We start from the raw sequence: 19,672 nt of genomic DNA, 5'->3' as shown, positions 1-19,672 counted from the left end.
CCATGAAATTGTGCCGCTACGGTCCGCTGGGCCAGGAAAAGCCGGGTCTGGTCGATGCCGATGGTCGCATCCGGTCGCTCGCCGACCATGCCGACTTCACGCCCGAGACGCTCGCACCCGACGCGCTGGCCAAGCTCGCCGAGATCGACGTGACGTCGCTGCCGCTGGTCGAGGGTACGCCGCGCTACGGCGTGCCGATCGCCAATGTCGGCAAGATCGTCGCGATCGGGCTGAACTACCGCGATCACGCGATCGAATCGAACCTGCCGATCCCGGTCGAGCCGATCATGTTCGGCAAGGCGCTGTCGAGCCTGACCGGTCCCAACGACCAGGTCGTGCTGCCCAAGGACTCGACGCACAGCGACTGGGAAGTCGAGCTGGGCGTCGTGATCGGCACCACCTGCCGCTATGTCGAGGAAGCCGACGCGCTGAACCATGTCGCGGGCTATGTGCTGGCGAACGATGTGTCGGAGCGCTTCAACCAGAAACAGCGCGGCACGCAGTGGAGCAAGGGCAAGGGCCACGACACCTTCTGTCCGGTCGGCCCCTGGCTGGTGACCGCGGACGAGGTCGGCGATCCGCAGACGCTCGACATGCATCTCGACGTCAACGGCGCGCGGATGCAGACCGGCAACACCGCGACGATGATCTTTTCCGTCAAGGAAATCATCGCCTATGCCAGCCAGTATGTGACGCTGTTCCCCGGCGACATCATCATCACCGGCACCCCGCCGGGCGTTGGTGAAGGCAAGAAGCCGGACGCGATCTATCTGAAGGCCGGCGACGTGATGGAACTGGGCATCGCCAAGCTCGGCACGCAGCGCCAGGACGTCGTCGCATGGCGTCACCTGGGCGCGGGCAAGCTCGCATGAGCGTCTATGCAGGACGTTTCGACGGTCGCTGCGCGATCGTCACCGGCGGCGCATCGGGTCTCGGCAAGGATGTCGCCCGGCGCATCGTCGCCGAGGGCGGCACGGTCGTGCTCTGGGACCTGAACGCCGACGCGCTGGCAGCGGCGAAGGATGAAGTCGGTGCGACGCACGTCGTCGCGCTCGACGTATCGGATCAGGCCGCGGTCGAGGCCGCCGCCGCGGCGAGCCTCGAGGCGCTCGGCAAGATCGACATCCTGGTCTGCTCGGCCGGCATCACCGGCGCGACCGGACCGGTGCACGAATACCCGCTCGACAGCTGGCGGCGGGTGATCGACATCAACCTCAACGGGCTGTTCTATTGCTGCCGCGCAGTGGTGCCGCATTTGCTGGCGAACGGCTATGGCCGGATCGTCAACCTGGCGTCGGTCGCGGGCAAGGAAGGCAATCCCAACGCATCGGCCTATTCGGCATCGAAGGCGGGCGTGATCGGGCTGACCAAGTCGCTCGGCAAGGAACTGGCGACCAAGAACATCATCGCCAACGCGCTGACCCCGGCGACGTTCGAGAGCCCTATCCTGGCGCAGCTGCCGCCGAGCCAGGTCGATTACATGCGCGGGAAGATCCCGATGGGTCGCCTTGGCGAGATCAGCGAATCGACCGCGATGGTGTGCTTCATGGCGTCGGAGGAGTGCAGCTTCACGACGGCGTCGACCTTCGACACCTCGGGCGGCCGGACCACGTTCTAAACGCAACGCTCCCCTTCCTTGTTCTCCCGCGAAGGCGGGAGCCCAGTCTGGGTCCCCGCCTTCGCGGGGAAACAAGGGAGGGACGGGCACCGCCCGTAATTTTCAGCCGCAGTCGTCCGCTAGAGACGACGCAGCGCCAAACCCTGGAGGGGCACGCATGATCCCGTTCGTCGATGCCCATATCCACCTCTGGGACCTGGCCCACATCCGCTACGCGTGGCTTACCCCGCCGTTCGCCGAGGACGGCCCCAACGGCAGCGTCGCGGGGATCGCGAAGGATTACGGGCTCGCCGACTACCGCGCCGACGTGGCGAAGTGGAATGTCGTCGGCGCGGTCCATATCGATGCCGGCGCCGACGCCACACAAGCGCTCGACGAAACCCGCTGGCTGGAGGGGCTGGGCGATGCGTTGCCGACCGGCATCGTCGCCTATGCGCCGCTCGACGATCCTGAGGTCGAAGTCCAGCTCGCCGCCCAGGGCGCGTTCCCGCGGGTCCGCGGCATCCGCCAGATCGTCAACTGGCATGCCGACCCGCTGCGCACCTACACGCCGCACGACCTGACGCGGAACGACCAGTGGCAGGCCGGGTACGTACGGCTTGCTGCGCACGGCCTGTCGTTCGACCTGCAATGCTACCCCGCGCAGATGCCGGGCCTTGCGTCGTTGATCGCGCGCAATCCCGACATCCCCGTCATCATCAATCATCTCGGCATGCCGGTGCTGAGCGATCCCGACGGCATCGCCGAATGGCGCGCCGGGCTTCGTGCTCTCGCCGCGATCCCGCATGTCGCGATCAAGCTGTCCGGGCTCGGATTCATCGCGCGCGACTGGACGCTGGATCAGGTCCGCCCGTTCCTGCTCGAGGCGATCGACTTGTTCGGCACCGATCGCTGCCTGTTCGCGAGCGACGCGCCGACCGACAAGCTGTTCGCGCCGATCGATCGCTATCTCGAAGCGTATCATGCGATCACCGCCGAATTCGCCGAGGACGAACGTCGCGCGATGTTCGGCCGCAACGCCGTCCGCATCTATCGTCTGGGGCTAGACATATGAATCCATTGGTCGGCGTGATGTATCACTGGCTCGGGGGGCTCGCCTCGGCGAGCTTCTACGTGCCGTTCCGCGGCGTGAAGCGCTGGTCGTGGGAGATCTACTGGCTGACCGGCGGGATCTTCTCGTGGCTGTTCGCGCCGTGGTTCTTCGCCAGCCTCCAGACCAACGACCTGCTCGGCGTGCTCGGCCACGCGCCCTCGACCGCATTCTGGTGGCCGATCGTGTTCGGGTTGCTCTGGGGCTTCGGCGGCCTCGGCTATGGGCTGACGATGCGCTATCTCGGGCTGTCGCTGGGGATGGCGGTGGTACTGGGGCTATGCACCGTGTTCGGGACGCTGATCCCGCCGCTGTTCACCGGCGAATTCCACGAAAAGCTGCTGGCGACCAATTCGGGACGGATCGTGCTGGCCGGCATCGCGCTGACCTTGGTCGGGATCGTCATCGTCGCCTTTGCCGGCGCGAAGAAGGATGCTCTGCTGACCACGGAGCAGAAGGCCGAGGTGGTCGCCGAGTTCGATTTCAGGAAGGGCATCCTGGTCGCGATCGGCGCAGGCATCATGTCGGCGTGCTTCGCGTTCGGGCTGGCCGCGGGCGAGCCGATCAAGGCGCTGTCGGCGGCGGCGGGCACCGGGCCGCTCTGGACCGGCTTGCCGGTGCTGTGCCTGGTGATGTTCGGCGGCCTGATCACCAACGGGCTGTGGTGCGCGTTCCTGATCGCAAAGAACCGTAGCGCCGGCCAGTGGGCAGGACGCACCACCGACGGAATCCGCCCGCCGCTGCTCGCCAATTTCGCACTCAGCGCGCTCGCCGGCGTCACCTGGTATTTCCAGTTCTTCTTCTACACGATGGGCGAAAGCCAGATGGGGCGCCTCGGCTTCTCCAGCTGGACGCTGCACATGGCGAGCATCATTATCTTCGGCACGCTCTGGGGCTTCGCGTTCCGCGAGTGGCGTGACGCGGGCGCGAAGATCAAGGCGATCGTGTGGAGCGGGATCGGCGTCCTGGTCCTCGCCACCGTCGTGATCGGCTATGGCAACAGCCTCGCGGTCGCAGCGTGAAGGCAGCGCTGCTGGCGGGGTTGCTCGCGCTCGCCGGCGCCGCGCCCGCGCGGCCGGTGGTCGACGCGCCGCTGGTGCTGACCGCGATGCACCTGCACGATCCGTGGATCGTCGCGGACAAGGCGACCAAGACCTATCACTTGTTCACGCGCAACGAAGTCGCGATGACCGGCGACAAGCGGCTCGGCACGATGGTGTATACCAGCCGCGACCTGAAGCATTGGAGCAAGCCCAAGCTCGCCTTCGTGCTGCCCGCCACGGTCTGGGCGAAGGCCGGCAGCTGGGCGCCCGAGGTGCATGCGTGGAAGGGGAAATGGTACCTCTTCACGACCTTCCACGATTCCGCCGCGCCACTTGGACGCAACGGTGCGCGCGCGACCTATCGCCGCGGTACCGTGCTAGCGGTCGCGGACCGGATCGATGGACCGTACACGTTGGTGCGGGGCGGCGAGCCGATCGCGCCGAAAGCGTTGATGACGCTCGACGGGTCGCTCTACGTCGATCCGAAGGGCAAGCCCTGGCTCGTCTACGCACATGAATGGTGGCAGACGACGGTCGGCACGATGGAGGCGATCCCGCTGACCGACGACCTCGCCGCCGCCGGACCGCCCCGCGTGCTGTTCCGCGCCAACGAGGCGCCATGGGTGGTCGGCCAGAAGCAACCCGACGGCGACACCGTGTACGTCACCGACGGGCCCGAACTCTATCGCAGCAAGACCGGCAAGCTGCTGATGCTGTGGTCCAGCTACGGCAAGAAGGGCTATGTCGAGGCGCAGGCGCGGTCGATTTCGGGTGGGCTCGAAGGACCCTGGGAACAGCTCGGCACGCTGGTCGAGCGCGACAGCGGGCACGGCATGCTGTTCCATACATTCGAGGGCAAACTGATGATGATCGTCCACCGGCCGTTCAACTATGCGCTGGGGAAACTCTACGAGATGCGCGACGATGGCGACCGGCTGGCGGTGGTGCGCGAGGCGACCGAGCTCGACGGCGAGGCCTATCCGACGCACCCGTGCGTGCCGGGGCATTCGTCGTTCGACGGCGCGGCACCGGGGTGTTGAACATGCTCGGAGCCGATAGCGTCTGGCCATTGTGGGACGACGCGGTCGCGGTCACGTTCGACGATCCCGCCGCTGCACCGGACGCTGCAGTCGTGTCCGCGGTCGATGCGCCGGTACTGCTCGGGTTTCGCCCGCGCACGCCCAACGGCCGCGCTATGCTGGTGCTGGGTGGGGGCGGCTACACCGCGCTGATGGTCGGGCGCGAGGGCGTCCAGGTGGCGCGCTGGCTGACCGGCCTTGGCTATCATGCCTATGTCCTGATCCACCGCTTCCCCAACGCCGCCAACGGGCCGTCCGCCTCGCTCGACGACGCGATCGAGGCGATGCGGTTGATCCGCGCGCACGAGAACGTCCCGGTCGGCGTGGTCGGCCTGTCGTCGGGCGGGCATCTCGCTGCCTGCCTCGCGGCGGAGTATCCCGCCGACTGGACCGCGCGATCCGAGGCGCTTCGTCCGGACCTGTTCGTCATCGGCTATGCGCCGATCTCGACCAATGCGAAGGGGCGCACGATCGTCGCGGACAAGCCGGCGCTACCGCCGGTCGAGAAACAGGCGATGTACGACCGGTTGCAGCCCGACGCGCAGTTGCTGCCGTCGCCGCCGCCGGCGTTCATCGTCTATGCGGGCAACGATTCCGTGGTGCCGGTGGAGAATGCGCGGCGACTGCATGCCGCTTGGCAGCAGGCGGGCGGCGCAGCGGAACTGCACGTGTTCGGCGACGCGCCGCATGGCTTCGCGCTCGATACGAAGGACATGCCGGTGTCGGTGTGGCCGACGCTGTGCGAAGCATGGCTACGGCAGGTGGGGTTCCTATAACCCCCCCCGTCATGCCGGACTTGTTCCGGCATCCATCTATCCGCGAACCCAAAGGCCGTTGGTTACGCGGCACCATGGACCCCGGAACAAGTCCGGGGTGACGGGCGGTTCACGGTTGTCCCAGCACCACTTCGGTTGGCGCGTCCCGGTCGATCGAAACCACCCCGTCCCTCTCGCGAAGCTCGGCGATCTGCAGCACGCTGCGGCGATGCCATTGCAGATCGGTCGCGGCGCGCGGTTCGCCAGATTGCTGGACGAAATAGACGATGTACGCGCGGTCGCCCGCGACGATCACGTCGGGATGCTGGCCCTTGGCGCGATCGGTCTCGGCCTTGCCGGCGTCGGCGAGCAGGTAGCCCGGCTGGCGGGTCCAGCTGGTGCCGTCGGCGGAGCGCATCAGCAGCAAGCCCTTCCACGCGTCCGACACCAGCCACCAGCGACCCCGCCAGCGGAACGCCTTGGGGCCTTCGCCGGGCGTGTCGGTCAGCCGCGCTCCGACGGTCCAGTGGACTAGGTCGGTGCTGTCGGCGGTGCGGATCGCCTTGTTCATGCGCTCGTCGTTGAAGAACAGCCGGTACCCGCCCTCGGGCAGCGCGACGACGCTGGCGTCGATCACGCGGTCCGAATCCAGCTCGACGCGCTCGCCGCAGCGCCAGCGTTTCAGATCGCGGCTGGTCAGGTGGACCAGGAAGCGCGGCGCGTTCCAGTCACGGAAGACGCCGGGGACGACTGTCACCCACATATGCCAAAGCCCGCCGAACCGCTCGACATCGGGCGCCCACAAGGTCGCGCCGGTGCAGGCGACCGGGATCGCCGCGACGCCGCCGTACCGCCAGTGCGCGCCGTCCTTCGACCGTGCGGTGCCGATTGCGGTACCGTGCACCCAGCGGACGTCCTTGGCGTCGTCCATCGGCAGGTCCGCACGACGGTTGGTGTAGAACATCACCCATTCGCGCGTGCGTGGATCATAGACCGTCGATGGATCCGCGGCACCGTCGTGCACCGGATCACGGAACAACGGCTTGGGCGCGACCGGCGCAGGCGCCGCGAGCAGCGCGAGCGCCAGGCCGATCACTTGGGCTGCGCCTCCGCCACCGGGTTGTTGCCCCACAGCCGGTCGTACGACCAGCCCGACAGGTCCTCGACCACGCGGGCATTCTCGGGTGTCGTCGGGGTCCGCGCACCGCCGCGGAAATGCTCGATCTCTTCGAGCAGGATCGCATGCGTGCGCGGCGTCAGACGGAACCGCGTCGAGACGAGCACGCCGAAGATCAGCATCGCGATCGTGCCCACGCCGAGCACGCCGACGATCGCGGCGATCGCGGTCGGGCTCTGCGTCGGTGCCTTCGACAGGAAGCCCGACGCCTGCATCACCTGGCCGACCAGGATGACGGCGAGCGCCTGGCTCATTTTCCGCACGAACGTCATCACGCCGGCGAACGCGCCCTCGCGACGGCGGCCGGTGACGATCTCGTCGACATCGGCCATGTAGTTGTAGGTCGCCCAGGGGATGTAGTTGAGCGCGCCGCGGCCAAGCCCGGCGAACACCACCGGCAGCCAGAACAGCGCCGAGGTGGCGGTATAGCCCGCGCCGTACATCGCGAGGAAGATCACGACGCCGATCGCGAAGCTGAGCGCCGCGAAGCGATACGCGGCGGCGGGCGACAGGCGGAGCGCGAAGTTGATCGCCAGCACGACGGCGACGAGCTGGACGATATAGGTCACGCCGACCAGCTTCGCGACGATCGCGGTCGATCCCGCCAGCGCGAAAATCACGAAATAGGTGAAGGCCGCGTTGTAGATGTCCTGGCTGATATAACCGCCCAGATACATGCCGAGATGCAGCCGGAACGCGCGGATCCGCAGCGTCGAGAACAGGTTGCGGTACAGCGCCTTGAACGCCGCACCGAGCGTCGGGCGCTCCTCCGCGTCCTCGAGTTCGTCGAGGCCCGGCGGCCGCTGGCGCTCCCAGCTGAACGCATAGAGCAGCCCCGCCGCGCCCATGAACAGCACCGAGAAGATGATACCCATGTACAGATAGGTGTCGGGCGAATCCGGCCCGAGATACGCGATCAGCCACCCCGGCAGGAACGCCGCGCCGATCGCAGAACACTGGCCGAGCAGGATGCGCGCGCCGGCGAACTTGGCCTTGGTCTTGTAATCGGTCGCCATTTCGGAGGCGAGCGTCTCGTACGGAATGATCTCCATCGCGTAGACCATCTCGAACAGCACGTAGGTGACGAGATAATACCAGAAGTTCTGGCCCGCGACCCACATGATCGCGAACGACGGCAGCAGCGGGATCGCGGCGAGGATGAAGAAGCGGCGGCGGCCGAATTTCCGGCCGAGCCAGCTACGCCCGAGATTGTCCGACAGGTGCCCGATGGTCGGGCTGGTGATCGCATCGAGCACGCGCGCGGTGCCGAAGATGATCGTCGCTTCGCCCGCCGACAGCCCGCAGAAGCTGGTGTAGAAGATCAGGATCCAGGTGCTGATCACCGCCATAGACCCCGCGCCGAGCACGTCGTTCGACCCGTAGGCGAGCAGATTGTACCAGCGCACCGGCCGCGCGGGCGCAAGCGGCAGCGCCGGGCTGGCGGCGATCGGATCAGTGGCCATGGGGCAGTCCTTGGGTGGGTACGGGGTCGAAGCGGAGCGCGTCGAGGATCAGCGCAGGATCGTCGAGCGTGACGGAAATGGTGTGACGGCCGCCGCCAAGCGGGGTCGGCAGCGCGAGGTCGATCTGATTGTCGAGCACAGCGCGCGCCCAGGCAGGGTCGCCGGTGCGACGCTCGGCGGACACGCGCACCGGCGCGGTGCCGTCGATGGTTAGCGACAGCACGAGCCCGGTGCCTTCGATCGTTGGATAGGTCGGCAGCACTTGTGCGGCCAGGCGCCAGCTGCCGGGGGGGAGGGAGACCGCGTAGGAAAGCGTCGCCGAAGTGGTCGCTGCGACTGCGGTACCGTTGCGGCCGAGACCGTCGATTACGCGCCAGTTGCCGCGCGGCGATTGCGTTGCCTCGGCCTCGACGAGGATCGATGTCGTTGCCAGCCCCATCCCCCCCGGCGAAGGCCGGGGCCCAGCTGGGGTAGCGTTTCGGTTCAGTCGGGGACCTTCCCAATTGGGCCCCGGCCTACGCCGGGGAGGTGCGGAGGAGGGAAGCGGTAGGGCCGCCGCGGCCGGCAGGATCGGCGGCGTCAGGCGATAGCGGCGCCACTGGCCGTCCGCAGGCTCGACCGCCATCATCCCGCGCCACTTCCCGCCCGCGATCTCGTTATTGTAGCGGCGGGTAAGCGCGGCCAGCGCGGTGTCCGCAGCCCGCGCCCGTTCCCCTGCGACAGCGGCACCTGCAGGATCGGTATCGCGCAGGCGATCATAGGCCTCGGCCTCGAACACCCGCGTGTTGGCGAGCGCGGCGGCGCTGACCGGATAGTCGACCAGTTCGAAGAACGCATCGCGCCGATCGGCCGCCACCCGGGGCGCGATCGTGCGGACGCGCGCGGTGAGCGCATCGAACGCGGCGAGCCGGGTGGCGACCGCGTCCGGCGTCAACGCGCTCGCCTTCGATAGCTCGCCCGGCAGCCACCATTGCAGATGCTCTGGCCGACGCGCGAAGTTGAGTCGGTGATGTTCGGCCAGGATCGCTGCGACTTCGGGGCCGAGATCGCGGCCGACGGTATCGCTCGCCCAGTCGCTTACCACCGCATCGACCGGCTGTGCGCGCGTCCCCGGCACGTCCCAGGCCAGCCGCAGGAAATAGTCCGTCGCGAGTTCGGCGGGCTTGAGGTCGCCGACATTGGCGACCCACATCTGCCGCGCGCCGGCGTCCCATGCCCGACCCATTTCCTCGCGGACCAGCGCCGGCGGGGTCGTCGACAGCCAGATGTAGGACAGCGGCGCCCCGAGGTAGGACAGATGGTAATAGATGCCCGAGCCCCCCGGCCGCGCGCGTTCGGCGGGATCGGGAAGGTGGCGGATGTAGCCGAAATTGTCGTCCGGCCACATCAACGTCACGTCCGCGGGCACCTTCAGGCCGCCGCGATAGACGTCGAGCACTTCCTTGTACGGCGTGAACACCTGCGGCGCGCCCTTTGGCAGCATCGCGCGCTGGTCGGCGAAAATCCGTTCGAGCAATTGCCGGCGGCCATCGTCGGTGGTCGGGCCGACGATCCCGCTGTCGTGGATGCCGCGCATGCCGAGCGTCCAGACGCTTTCATAGCCGCGGTTGGAACGGACCCGGTCGGCCCAGTATTTCGCGACGCCCTTCGGATTGGCGAGGTAGTTGAAATCCTCTGCCGGCGCTTTCCATTCGCCGACATTGTTGCGCAGTATGGGCTCGGCATGGCTCGATCCCATGACGATGCCATAGCGGTCGGCGAGCGCCGCGTTTGCGGGGTTCGCGTTGAACGGCGTCGTCACCTTGTGCATAGCCGGCCACAGCAGATTGGCCTTCAGCCGCAGCATCAACTCGAACAGCTTCGCATAGGTCTTCGGCCCGATCGTGCCGGCCTCGGGTTCGAAACTGTTCGCGGCCCAGGGTTCGAGACCCCAATCCTCGTCGTTGAGGAAGATACCACGATATTTGACCGAGGGCGGGCCGAAGCGGTGGAGGTCCGCCGCCGCGGAGATCGTCGCGTGATGTTCGGGCGCGACGTCCGCCCACCAGTGCCATGGCGACACGCCGATGGCGCGCGACAGTTCGTACGCGCCGTACGCCGCCCCGCGGCGGTCGCTGCCGACGATCACCAGCGCCGAGGCGACCCCGGGAGCCGGCTGATCGACGGTGGCGATGACGAAGCTTTCCCATGCGCCGCGCAGGCGCGAGACGTCGAGCTTGCCGCTGCGCACCAGCCGGTCGATCTGCGCGCTGCGACCGAGCGTCCCGAGCCAGATCTGCGTGCCGTTGTCGGCGCTCGCCCCCGACACCGCGGCAAGGTCGCGGCGCAGGTCGGCCGCGGCGATCCCGACGACCGGGAAGTCGCCGGGCGCCGTGACCACTCGCGCCACGCCCCGCGCGTCCGCCAGCGCGAGGCCGCCGGTGTCGAACGTCACCAGCGGCCCGGCGAGCGCCGGCGTCGCGCACCACGTCGCGACGATGGCGACCGCCCGCAAGACGCGCGGCAGGATCAGATGTACGACCGCAGGAATTCGGCGAGCGCCACCATCGCCAGGCTCTGGCCGTACGGCATAGAGGTCAGGCGGATGTCCTTGTAGAACTGCATCGTGTCGCCCATCGCGGTGCCGAAGCTGGTCTGCTGCAGCTCGCCGGCGTCGTCGATGTTGGCGAGCACGCCGCGCACCGCCTTGATCCCGACCTGCTCGTATTCGCGCGGCAGATAGCCCTTCCGGACACCCTTCAGGATGCCGTACGCGAAGCCCGCGGTCGCCGACGCCTCGAGATAGCTGGTCGGATCGACGATCAGCGTGTGCCACAGCCCGGTCTCGGCATCCTGCGTCTCGGCGAGCGTCTTGACCTGCGCCTTGAGCGTGTCGACCAGGAACATCCGCAGCGCGTCGCCCTCTGGCAGGTCGAGGATCTCGATGATCTCGGGGATCGCGATCGTCACCCAGCAATTGCCGCGCGCCCACAGGGCTTCGGCAAAGTTGTGGCGGCCGTTGAAGTCCCAGCCGTGGAACCAGAGCCCAGTCTTCTTGTCGAACAGGTATTTGATATGGATGAGGAACTGGCGCTTGGCCTCCTCGACATACTGCGGCCGGTTCAGCAGCAGGCCGATCTTGGCGAGCGGCAGCACCGACATCATCAGCGTGTCGTCCCACATCTCGCCGGGATTCTCGTCGTTGAAGACGATGTGCTGGAAGCCGCCTTCCTCGGTCTTGGGCAGGCCGTCCGGCGCCATCAGCCACTCGGCCCAGGTGTCGAGATACGGGATGTAGCGCGGGTCGGGCTCGTGCTCGTACAGGTACGCAAGCGTGATGAACGGGGCCATCGTGTTGATGTTCTTGGTCGGCGTGCCCTCGGCGAAGCGATCCTCGAACCACTGCTTGATGATCGCCAGCGCGGCTTGGTCGCCGGTCTGCTCGTAATAGCGCCACATCCCGAACAGGCCGACGCCGTGGGTCCATTCCCAACCGGCCCAGCCCTTGGTGTCGATGATCCGGCCGTCCTCGAGGTGGAGCAGGAACTCGCCGGTCTCGTCCTTGATGTTGACGAGGTTGTCCATCAGCTTGGCGATCGCGTCGGTGACTTCGACGCGGGGAATGTCGTGCGTAAGGGCAGCCATTAGAGTCTCCTGAGGGGTGTTTGCGCGATGCCGTAGTCACGGGCCATCGTGCGATAGATATCGATGAACTTGGGGTCGGCGTCGTAACGGCCGCCATGATCTTCCTTGGCGCGCGGCGGCGGGGGCGCCGTACCCGGAACGCCGCCCGGTGCCTCGGCGGCGTTGCGGCCCTGCGAGATCAGTTCGGGCTTCGGACCACCGCCGGCGTTGCGGCCGTCATAGGTGAAGATCGCTTCCTCGTAGCGGGTCGGCTCCCAGATGAAGCTGCCCCAGCCCCGTGGCTGAGCATGGACCAGATCGTTGAGGTAGCGCTTGCGCGACGAATATTCGATCGCGAGGAAGCCGAGCTTGGGATAGCGGCGCGTGAATTCGGTGAAGGTGCGCTGCCAGTCGCCCTGCGCCGCCTGCTGGTAACAGGAGAAGGCCACCGCATCGGGACGCACGCCGCGCGCGAGCAACTGGTCGGTCCAGTGCTGCACGATCGGCCAGTGGCGGCCGAGGTGATTGTGGATGACGATTTTCGTGTCCGGCGCCTGTTTCCGCACGCCGTCGATCCCGGCTTTAAGAAGGGCTGCGAACTTGTCGTAGCCGCCGGCGTTGGCGACGTTCAGATTGACCTTGTCGGTATCCGGGTTGCCGGTCGGGATCGTCAGCGGCACGCGCCCGTCGGGCCACAGGATGCCGAACGTCGCCTCGTTGCCGATCACCGCGAACTCGGGGAGCACATCGGCCGCCTTCAAGGCCGCGAACGTGTCCAGCGTGTAACGGTGCAGCGCGTCGACAAGCTTCGGGAACGGCAGTGCCGCCCAGGCCGCGGGCTTGTCCTGATGCTGGGGGTCGGCCCAGCCATCGGCGTAATGCAGCGACAGCGAGAAGCGGAACCCCGCCGCCTTGATGCGTTTTGCGAACGCGATCGTCTGCGCGAGGCCTCCCCAAGGGCCGCCCGGCTTGCCCTTCGAATAGCCGTCCTCGGGGTTGACGAACAACCGCAGCTTCAGCGCGTTGAAGCCCGCGTCCCGCAGGATCTCGAGCGGATCCTTGCGCACGCCATCCTGGTAATAGGTCGCGCCCGAGGCCTCGTCCTCGGGGATCCACGTCACGTCGGCGCCGATCATGTACGCCGACCGCCGATCGCCCGACGCGGCCTGCGCGGCCGGCATCAGTCCCATCAGCCACGCCGCCCCCGCGCTCTGGCCAAGGCCCCGCCGCGTGATCATGGCCGTGCGCCCTTCAGTTCGGACGGCAGCGTCGGTGCGGCGACCATCGTCACCGGCACGCCGCCGCTGACGTTGTGCAGCGTCACCAGCTTGACCGCTTCGAGTGCATCGCCCGGCGCGCCGTCCGACATCACCGCGAGCGACACCTGGTTGGTGCCGCCGTGGTTCAGGATGCCCTCGGGGATCGGGAACACGCGCTGCGGGCCGACATGCGCGATGAACTGGCCCATGTTCCAGCCGTTGACGAACATCGACACGCGGTACTGCGCGACCGATCGTGGGCTGGCGGTGTCGCCGAACGCGAGGCCGATCGTCGCGTCCTGGCCCTTTGGCACTGCGAGGTCGAAGCGGGTGCGGTACCAGGTCGTGCCGGCGGTCGCGGTCGCGGCCGGCAACGTTGCCGCCGACCAGCGGCGATCGTCGAACCCGGGCAGGTACCAGCCGGCACGCTCACCATATTGGCCGCCGTTATTGGCGGGGCCACGGACCGGATCGGCCAGATCCTCGCCGCCCTGCTTGCCCTGGATCTTCCACGCGATCGGTACGCCGAAGCTGCGCCCGCCCGGTGCCGCGATCGAGACCGAGATCAGCCCACGCGCTTCCTTGTGGAAATCGTCGGCGTCGAGGTCCCAGTTATGGCCGTTGTTGCGGACGATGACGCTCAGGACATGCTCGCCGGCCGCCTGCGCGCCAGCGGGCAGCGCGAAATTCGCCAGCGCGGTGGTGATCGGGCGGGGCAGGCCGACCGGCAGCTCGTGCTGCCCGACGAACTTGCCGTCGAGCCAGACCTGCAGCATCCCGGCGCCACCGCCGCCGTAGAACAGCGCGATCGATTTCGCATCGGGCGTGCCGGTGAAGCGCCCGCGGTACCAGACGTCGCCGTCGTGGAAGCCGTAGGAGTCCATCGTCAGATTGGGCTGGCCGTCGGGTTTCGCGGTGATGCTGGCGCTGCCGCGGGTGTCGACCGTCTGCCAGCGCGAATTGTCGAAGGCCGGGTCGGCCTCGGGTGATCCCTTCGCCATCCGCCAGTCGGTCAGTGCGGGAAGGACGATCGCCGACGGGCCGGGCAGCGTGCCGGTCCGGCTGCCGACCGCGGAGGTCGCGAGCGCGAGCGGCGTGCCGTTCCAACGGACCGATCGGGCCGAGGCCGGCGCCCAGATCTCGATCGGCGTCTGCGCATCGGTGTCGCCGGTCAGCGCGAGCGCACCGCTGGTTGCGGTCGCGTGGCGGAGCAGAACCGGCCCGCGCACCAGCGTGCTGCCGTCGTGCCAATAACGTACCGCTTCATCCTCGTCGGCGAGGATCAGCGTCGCCGTGGGGCGGCCGCCGCCTTCGATCCGGACCACTGCGCGGCCGCGATGCGCATAGTCGAGCTTCAGGTCGCCCTTCGCGGTGTCGAACGCGCTCGTCACGGTGCCTTCGAGCACGGTGACTTTCGGCGCGCTGGTGTAGCGCAGCACCGTCTCGCCGGGCTCGCCCGCGCGGCCATAGAGCAGCATCAGGTCGCCACCGTCGATCGTCAGCGCAGCCTGCAGCTCTGAGGTCGAATAGACCAGCCGCTGCCCGCCGAGCGTCACACCCGCGACCAGCCACTTCGCATCGAAGCCGTTGAGCCGCATCGGCAGCGTGTAGCGGCCGTCGGGCAGATTCGCTGCGACCGTGAAGCTGTCGTCGGTCCGGCCGTTCGACGGCTTGTGCGTCACCATCAGGAAGCGGGCGTCGCTCTCCGGGTTCCGGTTGTGATAGACCTGCACGTTGGGCGACGAGACCTGCACCGGCGCGGCCGGCACCATTCCGGCGAGATCGGGCACCGCCGCGATCAGCCCGCCGAGCTGCTTCATCTCCTGCGCTTTTTGCCGGATGCCGCGCTCTTCGGAAATCGCCGAGCCATAGTCGTAGCTGGTGAACACCACCGGCCCCGGCTGCCAGCCCCAGCTGGTGCCACCATAGCCCATATAGACGCTGTGGATGTCGATGCCGTTGGCCAGGTTGGTGCCATAGAACACCCGCTGGAACCGTTTGCCGCGCTGGACCGCGTTGCATTCGTAGCCGCCGTTCGACCCCCAATAGTCGAACCAGCCGCCGCCGAATTCGGCGAGGAACGCGGGCGTGTCGGGCGAAGCGCTGGCGCCCCCCTTTGCGCCGCCGGGGCCGTAGAAGCCCCAGTCGGGCGCGGCGCTGCCGCGCGTCGGCTTGCCCTCGACGGTGCAGGTGCCGCCGGGATAGCCATCGAACGCGTAGAGGTCGTTCGGCCCCTTCACGACGTTTTCGACCTTGGAGCTTTCCGGCACCCAATAGCCGTTGCGGCCCTGGTCGTTGTGGAAGATCGGGACCGTGATGCCGTCGGCGCGCGCTTTGGCGTAGAGGTGGTCCATGTAGCGGCGCTGTGCGGGGGTCGTGACCGAGAGCTCGTTCTCGATCTGGTGAAGGATCACGCCGCCGTTGCTCGGGCCCTTGCCCTTGGCATCGGTGTTGATCTGGTGGCGCGCGATGATCGCGTCGATCTTCGTCAGCCACTCGTCCGCCGCCGCCATATAGGCCGGGTCGTCGGTGCGCGCGCGACCGCGCTGGTTGACCAGCCAGCCCGGAAAGCCGCCGCGCGACAGCTCGGCATTCACATACGGCCCGGCGCGGGTGATGACGTAGAGCCCCTCGTCCTGCGCCATCTGCAGCGCCCGCTCTACGTCGCGGACACCGGTGAAGTCGTACACGCCCTGTTTGGGGCTGTGATAACCCCAGTCGAAATAGATCGCGACGGTGTTGAACCCACTCGCCTTCAGCTTCTGCAGGATGTCGCGCCACAGGTCTGGGCTGGGCAGGCGGAACGGGTGGAGCTCGGCGGACCAGATCACCTGGCGCTTGCCGTCGATCATCAGCGAACGCGCATCGTACGACACCCGGCCAAAGGTCTTCACCGGCGCGGACAGGTTCTCCGTCGGCCGCGCGACCTGCGCATGCGCGGGGATCGCCAGTACGGACGCCATCACGGACGACAGCAGGGCGGCAGTGAGCAGGCGACGCACGGCGATCAATCCTGGTGGAACAGCAGGGGGAGCGGCCATTCCTTCGGGCGGTTGTCGGGTTCGACCTCCATCAGCGGCGCCATATGGTCCCACCAACGCTTCATCACCGGATGATGCGGCAGCGCCTCTCGCGTGTTCGGCTCGCGCAGTTTCAGCACCGCGAACAGCGACAGCGTATCCTCGTCGAGGAAGATCGAGTAATCGTGAATGCCGCTGTCGGTCAGCAGCGCGGTCAGTTCGGGCCAGATCTCGTCGTGGCGCTTGCGATATTCGTCGATAACGCCGGGCTTCAGCTGCATCTTGAATGCATGAATCGTCATCCCGGCTCTCCCATACCCATTATGTGGTATTTACCTGTATTATTTGGTACAGGCGTGGGCGGCAGACGTCAAATCCTAACCACGCCCTAACTTCGCCATAGCGGCGTTCGCGTGACGTGGACGTCGGCGACGTCCTCCGAAACGAACGGCGGGCGGGCGTCCGGCGTCGTCGTAGACAGCTCCAGCCCGTCGATCCGCATGCCGCGCGCTTGGCGCATCCACAGGCCCCAGGCCGGCAGCACGCCGAACATGCTCGGTTCGGGATAGGCCGCGGCATGCTCTTCGGGCCTGCGCGCCGCATCGCCCGCAGTGCCGCCGCCGCGATAGGACAGGCGGATATCGGTCAGCGACACATCCTCGATCGGGTGGTCAGGCAGACCGGCGATCCCGGCGGCGTAGCGATGGTCGATCCCGGTCGCGACGATCTGGCTGAGGTGCACGCCGCGGATCGCGCCGATCGCGGTGCCGGTGGGACCGCGCCGGCGGTCGCCCAGCCGCAGGAAGATCGGCGCGGTGGTCACGTCCTGCATCGTCAGCCGCCGTGCGACGACATTCTCCATCACGCCGCCGTCGACCGTCTCCAGCGCGAGCCCTCGGCAATGCGTGAAGCTGCAATCCTCGATGAGGATGTTGCGGTACCCGCCGTTGCTTTCGGTGCCGAGCTTGATCCGGCCGGTCGGGCGGTCGCGATCGGGCGCGAGAAGCTGTGTCGTGCCGCGCATGCCATCGAGCATCGTGCCGAGGTCGAAGCCCGAGACCGCGCAGTTGCGGACGACGATGTTCTCCGCGGCGACGTTGCGCCCCAGCGCGTAGCTCGCCTTGACGACGATGGCGTCGTCGTTGGGCGTGTTGACGCGGCACCGCTCGACCACGACGTCGCGAACGCAATCCAGGTCGATGCCGTCACGGTCGGTGTCGATCGAGAGGTCGCGGATCGTCAGTCCCTGCGTTCCGGTCGCCAGGATCGCGAAATGCCCGCATTTGAGCATGGCGAAGCCGGACAGGTGGATGTTGCGGCCGTTCTTCAGCGCGATCGCCTTGTTGCCGCGCCCGCGCATCGCCGCCGCATCGGGTTCGAGCTTGCCGATGTCCTGCGCCGACATGCCCCGCATCGACAGCGGGCGTTCGCCGGTCTGTGCCTTCCACCGCGCGCCGGGTCCGTCGCGGGTCAGGCCGACGCCGTGGATCATCCCCGATCCGACGATCGCGACGTCCTGGACGTCGTCGCCCCAGATCAGGCTGTTGCGCCAATGGCTGTGGCCGAAGTCCTGGTAAAGCTGCTCGATGTCCTCGGGCATGTCGTAGCCAAGGCCCTCCGCCGCCTCGATCACCGCACCCTTGGCAAGGCTGAGCGTGACGCGGCTGCGTAGCCGGATCGAGAAGCAGCGATAGCGGCCGGCGGGCACCAGTACGGTGCCACCGCCGGGGCGGCTCGCGGCAGCGGCGATCGCCGCGTTGATCGCGGTGCTGTCGATCGCCTTGCCGTCGCCGCGTGCGCCGTGCGTCCGCACGTCGATCACGGTCGCGGCATGCGCAGGGAAGGGGAAAGCGATGCCGGCGAGGATGCCGGCGCCGAGTTCGCGTCGTGTAAGCTCGTGCATCGCTTGCCCCCTTCGCCCTGGATTCCGTCACCCCGGCCTTCGCTGGGATGACGGACACGGCCTATTGCAGGTTCACATACGCCCCGCCGTCGACCAGCAGCGATGCGCCGGTGACGTAGTTGGCAAGGTCGGAGGCCAGGAACACGGTCGGGCCGACCAGATCGTCGGGCTGGCCCAGGCGTCCCAGCGGGATGCGGCCTTCCATGTACGTGCGCTTGCCCTCGTCGGCGAGGTCTTCCTTGTTGATGTCCGTCAGGATCGTGCCCGGGAACAGCGAGTTGCAGCGGATGCCGTATTTGCCGAGCGCGATCGCGACCGACTGCATCAGCGAATGCAATCCTGCCTTGGTCGGGGTGTAGTGCGTCTGGTATTCGCCGCCGACCAGCGCCGAGATCGACGACATCGCGATGATCGATCCGCCATCGCCCTGCTTGACCATCTGGTTCGCGGCCGCCTGGACCATGAAATAGGCGCCGTGCAAATTGACCTTCATGGTCCGCTCGAACGTCTCGACCGGCATGTCCAGGAACGCGTGGAACGGGCAGATGCCGGCATTGTTGACGAACACGTCGACGCGGCCGAGCGCTTCGGTCGCACGCGATACGAAGTCCTTGGCGGTCGCAGGGTCGGCGACGTCGCCCTGGATCGCGATGCCCTTGCGGCCGAGCGCCTCGATCTCGGCGACGGCGCTTTCCGCCCCGGCGACATCGCGTGCGAAATTCAGCGCGACGTCGGCGCCGTGGCGTGCGCAGCCGATCGCGACGGCGCGGCCGATGCCGGCGGATGCGCCGGTGACGAGCACGGTCTTGCCCTGAAGCAACATGGTCTTCTCCTTGGTAATCGAAAGGTCAGCGAGCAGTCGGCTCGTGGCCGAGTTCGCGGCTGATCGCGGCGGCGGTATCGCGGACCTCGTCGGTCAGCGCGGTCATGCGGTCGTCGCTCATATACTGTGCGGCACTTGAAACGCTGATCGCCCCAACAATCTTCCCCCCCGCGTCGCGGATCGGGGCGGAGACGCAGCGCACCTGATCCTCGTTCTCCTCGAGATCGAACGCGCGCCCGCATGCGGCATACCCCGCCATCCGCTCATGCCACACCGCGGCATCGACCTTGAAACTGGTGGCGGCCTGCTCGGCGGTGAAACGGTCCTTCCAATAGGCCGGGCTGTGATCGAGCATCAATGCCTTGCCGAGGCCGGTCGAGGTCAGCGGCTGGCGATCGCCGACGCGGCTGGAAATGGTGATGCGCCGGCGACCGGGCACCTTGTCGAGATACAGCGCGGCGTCGCCGTCGAGGATACCGAGGTGCACGGTATCCTCGGTCGAGGCGGACAGGTCCTCCAGATAGGGTCGCGCGACCTGCACCAGATCGGCCTGCGCCTGCGCCAGCGTTCCCAAGAGCAACAGCTTCGGCCCCAGCCGGTATCCGGCGCGCGGCGTGAACGCGAGATATCCGCGATCGACCAACGCGCTCAACAGGCGGTGCGTGGTGCTCTTGGTCAAGTCGAGCTTGGCCGCGAGTTCGCTGAGCGTCATCACCTCGTGGCTGACCGCCTCGATCAAATCGAGCCCGCGCATCAGCGTCTGGCTGCCTGCGCCGACAGAGCTGCTGGCGGTTTCGTTCTGTTCGGCGGCGGCCGTGGATGTGGTCATGCCCATATCT

The 19,672-nt window shown here is 67.5% G+C and carries 16 protein-coding genes; 6 read left to right on the top strand and 10 right to left on the bottom strand.

The window, feature by feature from the left end; genetic code table 11:
- The first annotated feature begins 2 nt into the window (after positions 1-2).
- From SJY20_RS15820 to SJY20_RS15795, 6 genes are all read left to right on the top strand, one after another.
- Positions 3-872 (top strand): fumarylacetoacetate hydrolase family protein, encoded by an 870-nt coding sequence (locus SJY20_RS15820; RefSeq protein ID WP_380787871.1) that lies wholly within the window; start codon positions 3-5, stop codon positions 870-872.
- Positions 869-1,618, top strand: coding sequence for an SDR family NAD(P)-dependent oxidoreductase (locus SJY20_RS15815; protein ID WP_380787870.1), 750 nt, complete (start codon positions 869-871; stop codon positions 1,616-1,618). Before SJY20_RS15820 ends, SJY20_RS15815 begins: the two co-directional genes overlap by 4 nt.
- Positions 1,619-1,775: 157 nt before the next feature.
- The gene (locus SJY20_RS15810) at positions 1,776-2,672 is read left to right on the top strand and encodes an amidohydrolase family protein (protein ID WP_380787869.1); all 897 of its coding nucleotides are present in this window, start codon (positions 1,776-1,778) and stop codon (positions 2,670-2,672) included.
- Positions 2,669-3,730: an L-rhamnose/proton symporter RhaT gene (rhaT, locus tag SJY20_RS15805; RefSeq protein ID WP_380787868.1), complete on the top strand. Its 1,062-nt coding sequence runs from the start codon at positions 2,669-2,671 to the stop codon at positions 3,728-3,730. Before SJY20_RS15810 ends, rhaT begins: the two co-directional genes overlap by 4 nt.
- Complete coding sequence (locus SJY20_RS15800; RefSeq protein ID WP_380787867.1) at positions 3,727-4,791, top strand: glycoside hydrolase family 43 protein; 1,065 nt, start codon at positions 3,727-3,729, stop codon at positions 4,789-4,791. Before rhaT ends, SJY20_RS15800 begins: the two co-directional genes overlap by 4 nt.
- Before the next feature lie 2 nt (positions 4,792-4,793).
- A complete protein-coding gene (locus SJY20_RS15795) occupies positions 4,794-5,606 on the top strand; it encodes an alpha/beta hydrolase (protein WP_380787866.1) in 813 nt (270 codons plus the stop codon).
- 109 nt (positions 5,607-5,715) lie between these two features.
- On the opposite strand, the gene SJY20_RS15790 is transcribed toward SJY20_RS15795, so the two are convergent.
- The 10 genes from SJY20_RS15790 to SJY20_RS15745 form a co-directional block, all read right to left on the bottom strand.
- Positions 5,716-6,681: a glycoside hydrolase family 43 gene (locus tag SJY20_RS15790; protein ID WP_380787865.1), complete on the bottom strand. Its 966-nt coding sequence runs from the start codon at positions 6,679-6,681 to the stop codon at positions 5,716-5,718.
- Positions 6,678-8,225, bottom strand: coding sequence for an MFS transporter (locus SJY20_RS15785; RefSeq protein ID WP_380787864.1), 1,548 nt, complete (start codon positions 8,223-8,225; stop codon positions 6,678-6,680). Before SJY20_RS15785 ends, SJY20_RS15790 begins: the two co-directional genes overlap by 4 nt.
- Complete coding sequence (locus SJY20_RS15780) at positions 8,215-10,719, bottom strand: glycosyl hydrolase 115 family protein (RefSeq protein WP_380787863.1); 2,505 nt, start codon at positions 10,717-10,719, stop codon at positions 8,215-8,217. Before SJY20_RS15780 ends, SJY20_RS15785 begins: the two co-directional genes overlap by 11 nt.
- 14 nt (positions 10,720-10,733) lie before the next feature.
- Complete coding sequence (locus tag SJY20_RS15775; RefSeq protein WP_380787862.1) at positions 10,734-11,849, bottom strand: glycoside hydrolase family 105 protein; 1,116 nt, start codon at positions 11,847-11,849, stop codon at positions 10,734-10,736.
- On the bottom strand, positions 11,849-13,066 hold the full coding sequence (locus SJY20_RS15770; protein WP_380787861.1) for a glycosyl hydrolase 53 family protein: 1,218 nt from the start codon (positions 13,064-13,066) through the stop codon (positions 11,849-11,851). The genes SJY20_RS15775 and SJY20_RS15770 overlap by 1 nt, the downstream gene beginning before the upstream one ends.
- Positions 13,063-16,050 (bottom strand): beta-galactosidase, encoded by a 2,988-nt coding sequence (locus tag SJY20_RS15765; RefSeq protein ID WP_380788747.1) that lies wholly within the window; start codon positions 16,048-16,050, stop codon positions 13,063-13,065. Before SJY20_RS15765 ends, SJY20_RS15770 begins: the two co-directional genes overlap by 4 nt.
- Before the next feature lie 44 nt (positions 16,051-16,094).
- The gene (locus SJY20_RS15760) at positions 16,095-16,409 is read right to left on the bottom strand and encodes an L-rhamnose mutarotase (protein WP_380787860.1); all 315 of its coding nucleotides are present in this window, start codon (positions 16,407-16,409) and stop codon (positions 16,095-16,097) included.
- An 86-nt stretch (positions 16,410-16,495) separates the two neighbouring features.
- A complete protein-coding gene (locus SJY20_RS15755; protein ID WP_380787859.1) occupies positions 16,496-18,010 on the bottom strand; it encodes a glycoside hydrolase family 28 protein in 1,515 nt (504 codons plus the stop codon).
- 61 nt (positions 18,011-18,071) lie between these two features.
- Positions 18,072-18,833 carry an SDR family NAD(P)-dependent oxidoreductase gene (locus SJY20_RS15750; RefSeq protein WP_380787858.1) on the bottom strand — a complete coding sequence of 254 codons (762 nt, stop codon included), beginning with the start codon at positions 18,831-18,833 and terminating at the stop codon, positions 18,072-18,074.
- 25 nt (positions 18,834-18,858) lie between these two features.
- Entirely contained in the window at positions 18,859-19,662 is an 804-nt protein-coding gene (locus SJY20_RS15745) for an IclR family transcriptional regulator (RefSeq protein ID WP_380787857.1), read from the bottom strand.
- Positions 19,663-19,672: the final 10 nt, after the last annotated feature.

It is taken from the genome of Sphingomonas sp. R86521, from assembly GCF_042466235.1.
In the GTDB taxonomy this organism is placed as follows: Bacteria; Pseudomonadota; Alphaproteobacteria; order Sphingomonadales; family Sphingomonadaceae; genus Sphingomonas.
This window is presented reverse-complemented; position numbering and strand designations above follow the sequence as displayed.

Coding starts and splice junctions, on each gene's coding strand:
- SJY20_RS15820 (WP_380787871.1), top strand. CDS start 3: ATGAAATTGTGCCGCTACGGTCCGCTGGGCCAGGAAAAGCCGGGTCTG.
- SJY20_RS15815 (WP_380787870.1), top strand. CDS start 869: ATGAGCGTCTATGCAGGACGTTTCGACGGTCGCTGCGCGATCGTCACC.
- SJY20_RS15810 (WP_380787869.1), top strand. CDS start 1,776: ATGATCCCGTTCGTCGATGCCCATATCCACCTCTGGGACCTGGCCCAC.
- rhaT (WP_380787868.1), top strand. CDS start 2,669: ATGAATCCATTGGTCGGCGTGATGTATCACTGGCTCGGGGGGCTCGCC.
- SJY20_RS15795 (WP_380787866.1), top strand. CDS start 4,794: ATGCTCGGAGCCGATAGCGTCTGGCCATTGTGGGACGACGCGGTCGCG.
- SJY20_RS15785 (WP_380787864.1), bottom strand. CDS start 8,225: ATGGCCACTGATCCGATCGCCGCCAGCCCGGCGCTGCCGCTTGCGCCC.
- SJY20_RS15775 (WP_380787862.1), bottom strand. CDS start 11,849: ATGGCTGCCCTTACGCACGACATTCCCCGCGTCGAAGTCACCGACGCG.
- SJY20_RS15770 (WP_380787861.1), bottom strand. CDS start 13,066: ATGATCACGCGGCGGGGCCTTGGCCAGAGCGCGGGGGCGGCGTGGCTG.
- SJY20_RS15765 (WP_380788747.1), bottom strand. CDS start 16,050: ATGGCGTCCGTACTGGCGATCCCCGCGCATGCGCAGGTCGCGCGGCCG.
- SJY20_RS15760 (WP_380787860.1), bottom strand. CDS start 16,409: ATGACGATTCATGCATTCAAGATGCAGCTGAAGCCCGGCGTTATCGAC.
- SJY20_RS15755 (WP_380787859.1), bottom strand. CDS start 18,010: ATGCACGAGCTTACACGACGCGAACTCGGCGCCGGCATCCTCGCCGGC.
- SJY20_RS15750 (WP_380787858.1), bottom strand. CDS start 18,833: ATGTTGCTTCAGGGCAAGACCGTGCTCGTCACCGGCGCATCCGCCGGC.
- SJY20_RS15745 (WP_380787857.1), bottom strand. CDS start 19,662: ATGACCACATCCACGGCCGCCGCCGAACAGAACGAAACCGCCAGCAGC.